Annotated in this window: 17 protein-coding genes and 1 pseudogene; 5 read left to right on the top strand and 13 right to left on the bottom strand. The window is 55.5% G+C overall.

Features of this window, described 5'->3' with window-relative positions; all coding sequences use genetic code 11:
* The 12 genes and pseudogenes from LO50_RS23695 to LO50_RS23640 form a co-directional block, all read right to left on the bottom strand.
* A pseudogene (locus LO50_RS23695) lies at positions 1-484 on the bottom strand (hypothetical protein); the annotation flags it as partial.
* A gap of 147 nt (positions 485-631) precedes the next feature.
* A complete protein-coding gene (locus LO50_RS23690; RefSeq protein WP_044316576.1) occupies positions 632-1,816 on the bottom strand; it encodes a zonular occludens toxin domain-containing protein in 1,185 nt (394 codons plus the stop codon).
* A 12-nt stretch (positions 1,817-1,828) separates the two neighbouring features.
* A complete protein-coding gene (locus LO50_RS23685) occupies positions 1,829-2,155 on the bottom strand; it encodes a DUF2523 domain-containing protein (RefSeq protein ID WP_044316575.1) in 327 nt (108 codons plus the stop codon).
* The gene (locus LO50_RS25540) at positions 2,155-3,486 is read right to left on the bottom strand and encodes a virulence factor TspB C-terminal domain-related protein (RefSeq protein WP_236690629.1); all 1,332 of its coding nucleotides are present in this window, start codon (positions 3,484-3,486) and stop codon (positions 2,155-2,157) included. The genes LO50_RS23685 and LO50_RS25540 overlap by 1 nt, the downstream gene beginning before the upstream one ends.
* Before the next feature lie 156 nt (positions 3,487-3,642).
* Positions 3,643-3,852, bottom strand: coding sequence for a major capsid protein (locus tag LO50_RS23670; protein WP_044316574.1), 210 nt, complete (start codon positions 3,850-3,852; stop codon positions 3,643-3,645).
* A 10-nt stretch (positions 3,853-3,862) separates the two neighbouring features.
* Positions 3,863-4,078 (bottom strand): hypothetical protein, encoded by a 216-nt coding sequence (locus LO50_RS23665; RefSeq protein WP_015277797.1) that lies wholly within the window; start codon positions 4,076-4,078, stop codon positions 3,863-3,865.
* A complete protein-coding gene (locus tag LO50_RS23660; protein WP_008567547.1) occupies positions 4,075-4,254 on the bottom strand; it encodes a hypothetical protein in 180 nt (59 codons plus the stop codon). Before LO50_RS23660 ends, LO50_RS23665 begins: the two co-directional genes overlap by 4 nt.
* Positions 4,255-4,269: 15 nt before the next feature.
* Entirely contained in the window at positions 4,270-4,629 is a 360-nt protein-coding gene (locus tag LO50_RS23655; protein WP_042926025.1) for a hypothetical protein, read from the bottom strand.
* 681 nt (positions 4,630-5,310) lie between these two features.
* Positions 5,311-5,649: a lysogeny maintenance protein PflM gene (gene pflM / locus LO50_RS24530; protein ID WP_080902157.1), complete on the bottom strand. Its 339-nt coding sequence runs from the start codon at positions 5,647-5,649 to the stop codon at positions 5,311-5,313.
* A gap of 39 nt (positions 5,650-5,688) precedes the next feature.
* The gene (locus LO50_RS24525; RefSeq protein WP_044316572.1) at positions 5,689-5,862 is read right to left on the bottom strand and encodes an Arc family DNA-binding protein; all 174 of its coding nucleotides are present in this window, start codon (positions 5,860-5,862) and stop codon (positions 5,689-5,691) included.
* Positions 5,859-6,008 (bottom strand): MerR family transcriptional regulator, encoded by a 150-nt coding sequence (locus LO50_RS25000; protein ID WP_161794508.1) that lies wholly within the window; start codon positions 6,006-6,008, stop codon positions 5,859-5,861. The genes LO50_RS24525 and LO50_RS25000 overlap by 4 nt, the downstream gene beginning before the upstream one ends.
* The gene (locus LO50_RS23640; RefSeq protein ID WP_014819553.1) at positions 6,005-6,220 is read right to left on the bottom strand and encodes a hypothetical protein; all 216 of its coding nucleotides are present in this window, start codon (positions 6,218-6,220) and stop codon (positions 6,005-6,007) included. The genes LO50_RS25000 and LO50_RS23640 overlap by 4 nt, the downstream gene beginning before the upstream one ends.
* Positions 6,221-6,345: 125 nt before the next feature.
* Between LO50_RS23640 and LO50_RS23635 the strand changes: the two genes are divergently transcribed.
* From LO50_RS23635 to LO50_RS23625, 3 genes are all read left to right on the top strand, one after another.
* Positions 6,346-6,615, top strand: coding sequence for a hypothetical protein (locus LO50_RS23635; RefSeq protein WP_044316571.1), 270 nt, complete (start codon positions 6,346-6,348; stop codon positions 6,613-6,615).
* A 95-nt stretch (positions 6,616-6,710) separates the two neighbouring features.
* Positions 6,711-7,496, top strand: coding sequence for a hypothetical protein (locus tag LO50_RS23630; protein ID WP_044316570.1), 786 nt, complete (start codon positions 6,711-6,713; stop codon positions 7,494-7,496).
* Positions 7,497-7,535: 39 nt separating this feature from the next.
* A complete protein-coding gene (locus LO50_RS23625) occupies positions 7,536-8,246 on the top strand; it encodes a hypothetical protein (protein ID WP_044316569.1) in 711 nt (236 codons plus the stop codon).
* A 490-nt stretch (positions 8,247-8,736) separates the two neighbouring features.
* On the opposite strand, the gene LO50_RS23620 is transcribed toward LO50_RS23625, so the two are convergent.
* Positions 8,737-9,207 carry a hypothetical protein gene (locus LO50_RS23620; protein WP_044316568.1) on the bottom strand — a complete coding sequence of 157 codons (471 nt, stop codon included), beginning with the start codon at positions 9,205-9,207 and terminating at the stop codon, positions 8,737-8,739.
* Positions 9,208-10,084: 877 nt separating this feature from the next.
* Between LO50_RS23620 and LO50_RS23615 the strand changes: the two genes are divergently transcribed.
* Positions 10,085-10,381, top strand: a complete 297-nt coding sequence (locus LO50_RS23615; RefSeq protein WP_044316567.1) for a type II toxin-antitoxin system MqsR family toxin — start codon at positions 10,085-10,087, stop codon at positions 10,379-10,381.
* Positions 10,382-10,383: 2 nt separating this feature from the next.
* Positions 10,384-10,785 carry a type II TA system antitoxin MqsA family protein gene (locus LO50_RS23610; RefSeq protein ID WP_044316566.1) on the top strand — a complete coding sequence of 134 codons (402 nt, stop codon included), beginning with the start codon at positions 10,384-10,386 and terminating at the stop codon, positions 10,783-10,785.
* Positions 10,786-11,065 lie beyond the last annotated feature (280 nt).

Below are 11,065 nucleotides of genomic sequence, written 5' to 3'. Positions count from 1 at the left end.
GGAGATCCAACGCCAGATGGACAGCGCACTGGTTGCGTTCGCGGTGTGTCATCACGGCTGCGGCGTAGTAGTCCATGCGCTCTTGCAGACGCTCAGGCGACAGCGCGTCGATGGCGTGCGGTGATACTTCGATCTTCAGATGTGGGCCGATGTTCTCGAGCTTGGCGTTGAAGTTCTTGATGAGCAGGATGAACCCGAGGTCAGCATTCTGGAGCTTGTACTGGTAGCCCGAGTCCCGCCCTACCCGACCGGCATGCCAGAACTCCCCGGCGAACTCGACCATGACGCCCGGTTTCTCGAACAGCGCCATGATTTCCGGGCGGATCAGTCCTCGGTACAGCTGGCGGACCGTATCGACGCCGCAACGCAGCAAGCGAACGCCCAACAGGTCAGTCAGCTTGGCCGAATGGCTATCGAAGAACAGTCGACCGGTTGGGGTTTCTTGAAAGTTCTGATCAACACGAATTTGGTCTTTAACGCTCATTCTCTTGTGCTCCAAATTGCAACGAATCGACACTGTTCAGTTGGGTTTATCTGACGTGTTACAGGGACGTCAGCGCGCGCGTTTGCACGCCGGCTCGTGCCTCGCCGTGCGTGCAAAGAGCGCGGAGCGCACGCGCGCTGACGGTCATCACCACAGGAATTTCCCCTTCTCATAGGGCACCACGACCACGGACGAGCCTTTAGGGGCTGACTGCAGGCCGCTGGCGATCGCCTGTTCAAATACCGGGGGCGGACTTGCGGCGTGCATCGGCGCTTGTGGCGGCTCTGGATCAGGCTTGGTGTCGTCGAAGTAGCCGTTCTGCACGACCGACATGCAGAAGCCGAACGACACATCCAGGCGCGTGCCTTGCTGGGTGTTGCACCGGCACCCCGTCAGCCCTTCATCGCTGTCACCGACATGCATGCGCTTGTAATTGCGGGCAATCAGGTCGCGATCGGTGGTGGCGATGCACACAGGCTTGGGGAAGGTCTGCGGTCCGGTCAGGCCGTCATACACCGGCGCCGACGCCGGCAGGTCTTGTACCCTGGGCACGCGCTTGCCCAGGTACTGCTCGACGGTGAGCGGTGCGGCCTGTTCGGTGTCGGCACTGGGTCGGATGAAGGCGCCGACCGTATCGCGCACTTGATCGACCATGCTCCCGGCCGGCGCGCTGCTGGTGACTTCCAGCTTGGTTTTCTCGGTGTCGTAGCGCTCGTAGGCGCGATACACGAGGATCCCCGCGCCGATCAATACGCAGATGGCCAGGATGAACTTGGTCGGCACTTTGGCCTGGAAGTGGTGCTTGGCGTTGGTGCTGGTGTAGGCGCCGAAGTAGCGCTTATCCAGGCGCAGCGACTTCTTGTCGGCATCCTTGAAGCTGGTTTTCAGCTCAACCTTTTCCACCACCACTTCCGACTCAAAGCGCAGCAGCTGGGCGGACTTAAAGACGCGCCAATAGTGGATGTGCGTGTTGCATAGCCGCCGCAGATGCACATCCAGATAGCGCGGGTCCTGGGTGACGAGGTGCACTTCGTGGCCCTGGTGACGCATGGTCTCGAAGCGGGTGATGTGCTCCGGTGGCCGCGCCCTGGGATCGCGTGAACCGAACCAGCCCTGCGCCTCATCCACCACGATGATCGAATCGTTGGGCAGCTCGAACCACTTCTCGGGATCTTCGAACTCGAACCACTGCGCTTGCAGCTGATCGGGTTTGAGGCCGTTGATGTTGTGGAAGTAGACGACCCGGCCTTCGGCGTGGGCCTTCTGGTCCACTTCACGGATGGTGTTCAGGGTCTTGCCATGGCCGGGCTTGCCGGTACGGATAACGAGCATGACGGCGTCTCCTTATGCGTCGATGGAGGTGCCGCCCGGCTTGCGCCAGACCTGATTGCGACGACGGTCGGTTGCCTTGTCGATCCCGGCGAGCATGAAGCGCGTCGAGATAGCGGCGAAGTACAGGTTCACCACCACATCGAACTTGGCCAGCCCGAGAATCCCCTGGATCACCGGACCCACATCGCCCATCAGCCCGAACAGGTAGTCCTGGGCCTGGCCGATGATGAGGTTGAAGCCGATATAGGAGACGAAGCCGAAACCGATCATTTTCAGCACCATCTTTACCAGCGGGCCGAGGATGATGACGAGCATCTGCACGATGAATAAAAACTGCATTACTGACCTCCTACGGAGCGGCCCACGTAAAGGGCAGCCAGGACGGTAGCCACGGCCACGAACAGGCCGCTCAGGTCACTGGCGGCGCGGCAGAGGGGTTCGTAGCTGAGCTGGAAGGAGCGCCCGCCGCCGGTGCGCAGGCTGAAACTCTCGGCGGCAGGGCACGTAGCCGGCAGGAAGCGGGTGCCCTGGTTGATGAACGACGGCAGCTGGATTTCGGCGCCTTCCTCAAGCTTGAACTTGTCGCCCTGGACAGCGGATTCGATGGCCGGCTTGTGCTTTTCAAAGTCGGCCTGCTCTTCGGCGTGGCAGCGCAGTTCCTTTTGCTGGCGGAGGATGGCGCACTGGACGGCATCGCCCGTGCACTTCACCTCGGCGTCACAGGCTTCACCTTCTACGCTGGGCTTACCGCACTTGTTTGGGTCCTTGGCGGGGTTGCATTCGGCTTCACCATCCCCGTCGCCCTTGCCATCCCCGTCGCCTTCGCCTTCGCCTTCGCCGTCACCCTCGCCATCCCCCTCCCCCTCGCCGTCTCCATCACCATCACCATCACCATCACCATCGCCGTCCTCATCGCCATCGCCGGGCTCATCCGGATCAGGGTTCTCGGTGTCGTCACAGCCGCCTACCTCGACCTCGGGATCACATGGCGGGGGCGGTTCCTTGCTGCAGAAGGTGCCGTTCCAGACATAGCCGTCTGGGCAGGTGTTATCGGGGTCAGGTGTCGGGGTTTCGTCGGGATCGGTCTGCTGGCCGGGACTGCCCGGTTCCTTGCGAGTGTTTTCGTTGCACTCGATGCCGTTGCCGGTATAGCTGTAAACGCCAAACACGCCAGGCGGATTACCGCTGCTGTAGACGTAGACGTTGCTGGCCGAGGTGAAGCCGAAGGCGTACTGGCAGCTATTGGCGCAGACCGATCCAGGCGGTTCGATCAGCGGCTGGCCAACCGCTTCTTTCATCTTGTGTTCGTGCGTGACGACCTGGCCGATGGTGGCTTCACAGCGGTTTGGCGCACTGCATTGCCCTGTTGAGGAGTCGTACTCAGTTCCTACAGGACAGCCGGTTCCATTTCTAAGAAGTACGTGGACAGCATTTTCACTGCCATTAGGCAAAACCATCGCGCATCGGAAACTGGTTTCCGAAATCGGCGTAAGTGCGTAACGCGGGAATGTCGAGCCATAGGACAGACGTATTTTTTCGCAAACAGAAGACGGGGTGGGGCCGGAATGAGAGCCAGACGACCAATAGTAACCATCGGAATATGCCGAACCAGTAAAGAGCGAGACGGCAACCAGCGCAATTAACGATAAACCGCGACGAATAATGGACATTACGCCTCCTACACCCGCCCAAAAAACACGAGATAAAACGCCAGGGTGGTGAGGATCAGGACGTACAGTTCGTAGCTCATGGCGTTTCCCTGGAAGAGAAAACCCCGCCGGAGCGGGGTTTGTTTGCTTCGGCACATGCAGTGCGCAAAACCCCAGTTACAGGGCGCGGCGCATGTACTTGAACGCCATCGCGGCGATGATCACGGCGAAGACGGCCCAGCCGATGGTGCCAACGTCGGTGCCCGCGGTATCCAGCGCCGCGGTAGCTTCGGTCGGGACAGCCGCGTATACGGAGCCAGCCAGGGTGGAGAGCGCGGCAGCAGCGCCAACGCCGATTTTCTTGATGAAGTGCTTGTTCAGTTGCATGGGTGATACCTCACTGTTTCAGGGCTTTTTTCAGGACCAGGAAGCCGAACACGGTGGCGAACAGAACAATCGCTTCGCCTTGCAGCTCGGAGACTTGGTCCCAGGTCAGTGCAGAGCCGTAGAGGCTTTGCATTTCCTCGACCGTGAGGGCGACCAGCGAGCCGGAGCAGATGGGCGAACCATCGGCGCCTTGCAGCCAGTCACCGTCACAGGCGAGGAAATTCATTCGCCGGCCTGCTCGAGGTCGGCGGTTTGTTCGGAGGGCTCGCAGTCAGGGCAGACGGCGAAATGGGGCGGCAGGCTGAGGTCTGGCAGCAGGTCGCTTTGCGGCGCGGGCAGCGCCATGAGCTTGCCCATGTCGTTGCCGCAGCAGTCGCAGTACACCCGGTCATCGATCAGCATGGCCGCCCCTCCCGATTAGTTGGCCTTGGCCGGGTCGCCGGCTTTGGCCTGGGGTTGAGCTGGGGTGCGCGGGGTTTCGGCAGCGGCGCGGGTCTGGACGGCTTCGAGCTGGAGCGCCAGATTCTTGCCCTTGTTCTGCCCACCACGGGCAATCTCGAAGTGGATGCGCACCAGTTGCAGCGGCTCGAACTTGGCGCCGGCTGCGAAGATTTCGTCGGCTACTTCGTCCGCTGCTGCCATGCCGATGATCGACAGGCCGTGTTCGGTCTTGCCGTCCGGTTCATCGCCGTAGAAGACCTTGATGTACTTCTGGCCCGCTTCACCGTCGAAGCGTTGAGTGCCGAGAAATGCAACTTCCATAGTCGAACGTGCCATTTGTGTTTCCTCTCTCTAGTTGCGCTTTATTGCGCTGCTTTGCTTTCTGCAGGCCGAGCGATCCCGAGCGAGTGAAAAAGCAATTTCACTGCGACCGGCTTGTTACTTGGCTTGCGGGTTAATTCGTAGCTCTAGTTATACGCGCTTGAAACGGTTTTTTTTCATACTCAAGGAATTATCAAGTTGCGTGGCTTATTGGCATGAATAGCGACGAATCGACACTTAACCACCACGCTCAAAACAAAATTAATTAATAAACATCACCCTCTTAACACCAAGGGCTCTGCCCTTGTCATCCCGCTCTTGCCGCCGAGGGCTCGGGAGCGCGGGGCGGTGAAGCTGCCCCACACTCACGAGCGGAGGCTGTTTCGGTTCGTGCCGGGTCAAGGGTGCGCTCCGCCCGTGCTTCCGTTCGCCGGATCGGTGAGGCGTGATCCGACGAGCCGGGAGCGCGGCCCTGGACCTGTTCGGCCACGCGCTCAGCCTGATAGCGTTCAGCGACATAGCGACGCAGCTCAACGAGGGACCGGTGTTTCGTTGGCTCGCTACCGTCCAACGGAATGAACAGAGGAACGTCGCGGCGATAGGTGACGTGCCCGTACAGCTCCCCACCAACGGTCAGCTCCCGACCGATCTCATGCCAGTTAGGCGCAGCGATACGAACCTGCATCCGCTTGCGCCCTACCCCACCAGTTCGAACGGTTCGTGCATCGGCACGTAGGGCGTTGGCTTGCCCGAGTCGTAGATAACGCTCCACCACTTCGCTGGGCGCTCGGGTGGCGTGTGCTTCTCGCAGATAAAGGCCGGTTCCACTGTCCAGTCCGAGAGCAGAGGCTTCCAGGTTCCACCGACGCAGCCCATTTGTAGCGTGCGAATCGGCCGCGCATACGCGGGGCGGCATTGGGCGCAGCGTGTGGACCGGGAGGGAGCGGGTTGCGCCATTTCGCGTCTGGACCAGCAGACAGAGCAGTCGCAGTCCTGGGCGTGCGGAAGGCGTTGATAGCTGGCCGGCTTCTGCATAGGTCATCCCCTCCCCTGGCTTTCCGTAGACGGTGCGGATCATGCGGAGCGCTCCTGTACATTGGTGCTGGACGCAACGTGGGCGAAGGACGATTCCAGGCAAATGACGATTTCGGCGTTTAGGGAGCGGCGTGCAGCCCAAGCGGACTGCTCGACCTGGGCGCGGAGTGCAGCAGGCATGCGCAGCTTGAATTGCGGGTCTGTGCGGCTCATGGGTTCACCCCCGGAAAACGCACCAGACGGGTTTTGCCCAGCTTCACGCTCTCGACCGCGCCAGTCCTGACCCAACCAGCAACCGTCTCCACGGATACACCGGCCAGAGCGGCGAAGGCGGCTTGCGTATAGAAAGGAGGATTCATGCGGTCCACTCCTGTTCCAGTAGCCAGCTACGCAGCAGCGCACTGTTAATCATGCGGCGCTTGCCGAGCTTTACGGTGGGGAGTACGCCCCGGTAGACCCAGGCGCGGGCCATGGAGCATGTCAGGCCGTTACGTTCCGCCCAGGCTTCGACGGTTTCCACGTCCTGCTGTGGGGCGATCAGCTTTGAAGGTTCTAGCTCTTCCAGTTCCATGCTCGTTCCGTCACTATTCGTGGCAGTAGCGCCCAAGCGCTGATGAATTATTTATCACGAGGCAATGCTATCAGTGATGAATTATTTATCAATAAATTATTCATCATCTTTAAGAGCTTTTCGGAATGATAGAAGAGCGGCTTAGAACGCTTGTTCGCCATCTGGGCGCAACCAAGCTAGCCGAAACAACCGCTATCACTGAGCGACAGCGATGGCAGACCGTAGCGACCAATCGCAAAGTAAAAGCCCGCATTGAAGACATGGAGGAGCTGCTGAAAGCATTCCCTCAATACGAGCTTTGGCTATGGAAAGGCGAAGTCGACCCTCTCAAAGGTCAGTTTTCTCCCGACTATGAGGAAGCTAATTCAAACTTGCCCAATCAAAACGCGGGATAGCGATTACAAAGGAAGTAGCAATGCGCTGGTATGCTCGCAATTACAGGGCAGGTGATAATTAAAGCCAATGACCTTATAAACTTAAGACTTAATGTATGAGTAAAAAAGCAGCCGACGACCATACAGACCCTCGCATGGCTCGTCCAGTAATAATTCACGATAAAAAAACCAAACGATACCTGACACTTCAAAAACTAGACACATTTTTAATTGACGGCTGCGAAGTAAATTTCCCACCCCCAAACAATGTTTCTTTATTTGCGAGCATAGCAAAGAAAGAAATGCTCAAAGCTCGCAAAATTTACAACTCTCTAATATCAAAAAAAACAAAAAACAAGCGAGAGATATATATTACCGACAAAAATATAACCAAGCTTTATGACTATCTGGAACACATCCAGAGCAGCATTATCGCCATATATACCGCTATAGAGTCTTTCTCAAACATAGCAATACCAAACGACTACACGATGAGAAAGAAAAACCAAAAGGGAATCGAAGAGATCTGGGACAAATCCGCGATTGAGCGTTGGTATACGACGAGCGACAAAATATCAGAAGTATTACCAAGCATTTTAAAAACAGACTCCCCAAAAGAAATGAAAGGCTGGAACATCTTCAAAGAACTGGAGAACATCCGCAACGAAATAATTCATCAAAAAACGATTACAAAAAAGAGACAGGACGAGATTGACTCAAGTTTCATGTCGAAACTATTACAAGAAAGAATATTTGAAAACATCGACGCCGGATTCACTCTTATATCCTTTTTCTGCAAACATGACATCTCTCACTCATTCTTTCCCCTCGGATTTAGCGAAGCCAAGCTAGAACCAATCGAAATGGATGACATGAGGGAAGATTTCGAACAAATAGTTTGACCAAGGAAAAAGGCCCCGATCACTGAGCAAGGAGGCGTGATGAGATCAGACTGGGATGATGCACCCGATTACCTACGCAACGGAAAGAAACCTAGCCCTTGGCGGTTCCTGGCGATCCTGGGTATCGGCTCAGCGGTGCTTTCGGCACTTGCATTTACATTCGGCAAGCCGGTCGTACTGGACGTAAATCAGATCAAGCAAGGCATTCATGTCGGCGGCAAGCCTTGGTTTAACCAAGAGCCTGAGCAGCCCATGCAGCCGGCTAACCAGCCTTCCATTGCAAGCTACGAATCCCCAGCAGCAGAACAAGCACCAGCATCCCAGCAGCGGCCGCTGACCCAGGAAGAAATCGACTGGTTCGAAGAAGGCACCGCCCGAGCGCTAGAGCAGCGCCAAACATCGTTTAACGATAGCAACTACACGCCCCGCCCCGTCGCCAACACGATGCAGCCACCACCGGCCCGCTACTACGCAGCCAACTCCACCAGCAGCACGCAAAAGCGCTCCGTTTCCCGCCAGACTCACCTCAGCAACTGGAGCTGGGAGAACGGCCACAACAAACAGCACATCAGCGGCCAGTTTGAGTGGACAGTGGTAAACGACCAGATCGACTACAACAGCGTGTGCCAAAACTACAAACGCGGCTCGCTGGTCTACCGCGACTGCCGTAAAGGTGCGAAGGTTGCGTTCAAGAAAATGTGCAGCCGATATGAGCCGGCATGCGCTGCCGAAAACAATTTCTTGCCGTGATATATGCCTACAACACCTAGAAAAATCACCTACTCGAAGTACCTGTTCCAAATCTCTATTGCATGGCTTGTGATCGGCATAGCGCTAGGCCACCTATTATCTTTCATAATTCCTAGCGAAATAGGCAGCATCAATTCTTACACATATATAAGCCATTTAACTGAAAACAGCAGGCTAGTTACCTCAATTACAATCGCTCACATTGCCTTACTACCAATAGCGATAATCCTGATAAGGCGCTTTGGGTTCACGTCAATATCTATCCCAAGGAGAGGACGCATACTTTTATTAATCATTTCGCTTCCTTTCCTTCCGGTGTCATTAGGCCTTTTACCAGCGAGCGAAGGTACTAAATACCACGGGCTAGCCATGACTATGGCTACATATCTAGATTGGTTCGGCGTCTCGTTATTTCTTTTTCTTTTTATGTGGGTATTCGCCTTTTTGGTTTCGGCGGCGTGCTCTAGGAAAACTAGTTCTGGCTAGCCACTTAGCTTTTCACCGGAAGAAAATTCTTCACCAAGAGAATTGGTACCTTCGCCACCAGATACAGCCCCAGACTACCCATCACAAGGCACAATACGCTTGCCATATACAAAGCGATTGGAACCTCCAAAACAGAGTAAAGAAAACGCGTCTGGCGACTTGCCCCACCCGCCGACGAAACAAATAAATAGCCAGACACCATCACCCAGTAGAAAAACACAGCCATCGAACCGCCGAAGATTAAACAGCCATACCACTCAAGTATCTCTACCGCTTCATCTTTGCTCAAAACAGAATAAATTACTGCAGAGATCGCGCTCAGCAAAATTGCGAGATTCAAGCCTGCTGCACAAGCCAAGCTAATATTGGCTGCCACGAGCTTTGAAAGTGGTGTGAAGCTCGAAAGTGAAGACTCGCTGACAGGCGGAACTAGCCCAATAACATAACCGACTATGATCATCGTGATCGTGAGCATTGAAATCCTAGGAGCTATCGTTTTCTTCCTTGGCAGTAGAAAAGGGGAAAGAATTATTATCTGCAAGACCATAGCGACCGAAGGAAGCTATCCCTAACGAGTCTTTCCATGCGTGCGCGGCGGCATATCTACCAAGGATAGCACTTCGACAAACTTGCCCGCTTAACCTGGCAGAAATGCTCTCCAACATAAGGCTTCATATAATTCGCAGCGGAATGCACACCCGACGCCATTGCAATTAGAAATATAATTGCAACTATGTTCATGAATTTGCTACCACCGAATCGTTTTCCCCAACGATTTACGACAGCGAAAACAGCGAGACAAAAAAAAGGAATAGTGCACAGGGCAATTGCGAGGCCTGTCAGGGTGATTGGCTTGGTGGACAGCACCGCTATGAGGATTAGCATTCCAGCCATCGGGACATGCTGAAGCCTTCGCGGCCACGGGTTATTTTTCATTACGGGACGCATATCTATCCTTAGATTTGCAAAGAGGGAACGCGAGAATATCGGATATGACGCATGGGCGCGGAATGTTAAGCCCTCCATCAAACCGGATAAAGGGGACGTTCTGCAAAAACCATAGCGACCGAATGAAGCCGGGCTATTGTGGAGCGGCTAGCAGCTTTAATCCGAGGGCTAGGCCCAGTCCTACTCATGACGTTCCTGGGTTCCGCCTTGCACCGCTTGGTCAGATGCTCTGTTACTTGCTTCGACACAGCGAAGCCGGAGTGCAGCGAAATACTGCTTGCTGACAGGTCTGGTCAGCGGCGCTGCTCCGCCAGCCAAGAGGCGGTCCCGTAGAAGCTGACTCCCCCGCTCGTCGTCCATCTGTTTCCCCTTGAAAAATATACCTAATAGGTTATGTTTACCTCATGGAAAAGCGCAAACCCCACTTCAAGCTTGAGCTGGTAAAGCAGGCCTTAGGCGAGCAGCGTTATCGCTTCACCCGTGTCGCTCTTGAAGGGGGAGCTGAGCTGGGTATGGGGCTGGCCGACATGCTAACGGTCATCAGCAACCTAAACAGCCGCGACTTTTTCAAGAGCATGACAACCTATGCAGACCACACCACTTGGCAGGACGTTTACCTACCGGAAACCCCCTTTGGGCAGGTTTACCTGAAGTTCACGCTGGTGGCTGATCTGCTGATCGTTTCCTTCAAGGAGAAGTGACCATGAAATGTCCGGTTTGCGGCCAGGCTGAACTGGTCCATGACACCCGTAACCTGCCCTTTACCTACAAGGGTCAGACCACCGAGATTGTCGAGGTAACGGCAGACTGGTGCGATGCCTGCGGCGAGTGCCTGACAGGCCCTGGCGAAAGCGAGCGCGTAATGAAGGCAATGACCGAGTTCCGCCAGCAGGTGAATGCCCAGGGCGGTAGCCAGGAGCTGATTCGCACAGTTCGCAAGCAGTTGCATTTAAGCCAGCGCGAAGCGGCTGAGCTGTTCGGTGGCGGGCCTAATGCCTTTTCCCGTTACGAGCGCGGTAGTACCGAAGCCCCTCAACCTTTGGTGCAGCTGTTCAAACTACTCGGCCGCCACCCCGAGCTGTTGAAGGAATTGCGAGCCGGCTAGTGTCGAAAAGGTGTCGAAAACACTGTGCCGAATTGCGACGAAACGAGCAGACGGTTCAGCCCGAAAACAGCACAACGACACGCTTTGCGACGGAACGACACACTAGGCAAAAGGGTTCGATTCCCTTCGCCCGCTCCAGACACCTAACGTTAAGGCCCTGTTTTTACAGGGCTTTTTCGTTTCTGGGGATATGACAGCCCGTTTCCAAAAATCCGCGTATGCATGTGATTGCCACCACGGATTATTGCCTTTCGATTGCTAGTAGGAAGTAGCGGCGGGG

Source organism: Stutzerimonas stutzeri (assembly GCF_000935215.1).
Taxonomy (GTDB): Bacteria; Pseudomonadota; Gammaproteobacteria; order Pseudomonadales; family Pseudomonadaceae; genus Stutzerimonas.
Note: the sequence above shows the minus strand (reverse complement) of the source record. Positions and strands in the feature narration are given on the sequence as shown.

Coding starts and splice junctions, on each gene's coding strand:
- LO50_RS23670 (WP_044316574.1), bottom strand. CDS start 3,852: ATGCAACTGAACAAGCACTTCATCAAGAAAATCGGCGTTGGCGCTGCT.
- LO50_RS23635 (WP_044316571.1), top strand. CDS start 6,346: ATGATAGAAGAGCGGCTTAGAACGCTTGTTCGCCATCTGGGCGCAACC.
- LO50_RS24525 (WP_044316572.1), bottom strand. CDS start 5,862: ATGAGCCGCACAGACCCGCAATTCAAGCTGCGCATGCCTGCTGCACTC.
- LO50_RS23665 (WP_015277797.1), bottom strand. CDS start 4,078: ATGAATTTCCTCGCCTGTGACGGTGACTGGCTGCAAGGCGCCGATGGT.
- LO50_RS23610 (WP_044316566.1), top strand. CDS start 10,384: ATGAAATGTCCGGTTTGCGGCCAGGCTGAACTGGTCCATGACACCCGT.
- LO50_RS23655 (WP_042926025.1), bottom strand. CDS start 4,629: ATGGCACGTTCGACTATGGAAGTTGCATTTCTCGGCACTCAACGCTTC.
- pflM (WP_080902157.1), bottom strand. CDS start 5,649: ATGCAGAAGCCGGCCAGCTATCAACGCCTTCCGCACGCCCAGGACTGC.
- LO50_RS23625 (WP_044316569.1), top strand. CDS start 7,536: ATGAGATCAGACTGGGATGATGCACCCGATTACCTACGCAACGGAAAG.
- LO50_RS25000 (WP_161794508.1), bottom strand. CDS start 6,008: ATGAATCCTCCTTTCTATACGCAAGCCGCCTTCGCCGCTCTGGCCGGT.
- LO50_RS23685 (WP_044316575.1), bottom strand. CDS start 2,155: ATGCAGTTTTTATTCATCGTGCAGATGCTCGTCATCATCCTCGGCCCG.
- LO50_RS23640 (WP_014819553.1), bottom strand. CDS start 6,220: ATGGAACTGGAAGAGCTAGAACCTTCAAAGCTGATCGCCCCACAGCAG.
- LO50_RS23690 (WP_044316576.1), bottom strand. CDS start 1,816: ATGCTCGTTATCCGTACCGGCAAGCCCGGCCATGGCAAGACCCTGAAC.
- LO50_RS23660 (WP_008567547.1), bottom strand. CDS start 4,254: ATGCTGATCGATGACCGGGTGTACTGCGACTGCTGCGGCAACGACATG.
- LO50_RS25540 (WP_236690629.1), bottom strand. CDS start 3,486: ATGTCCATTATTCGTCGCGGTTTATCGTTAATTGCGCTGGTTGCCGTC.
- LO50_RS23615 (WP_044316567.1), top strand. CDS start 10,085: ATGGAAAAGCGCAAACCCCACTTCAAGCTTGAGCTGGTAAAGCAGGCC.
- LO50_RS23620 (WP_044316568.1), bottom strand. CDS start 9,207: ATGCTCACGATCACGATGATCATAGTCGGTTATGTTATTGGGCTAGTT.
- LO50_RS23630 (WP_044316570.1), top strand. CDS start 6,711: ATGAGTAAAAAAGCAGCCGACGACCATACAGACCCTCGCATGGCTCGT.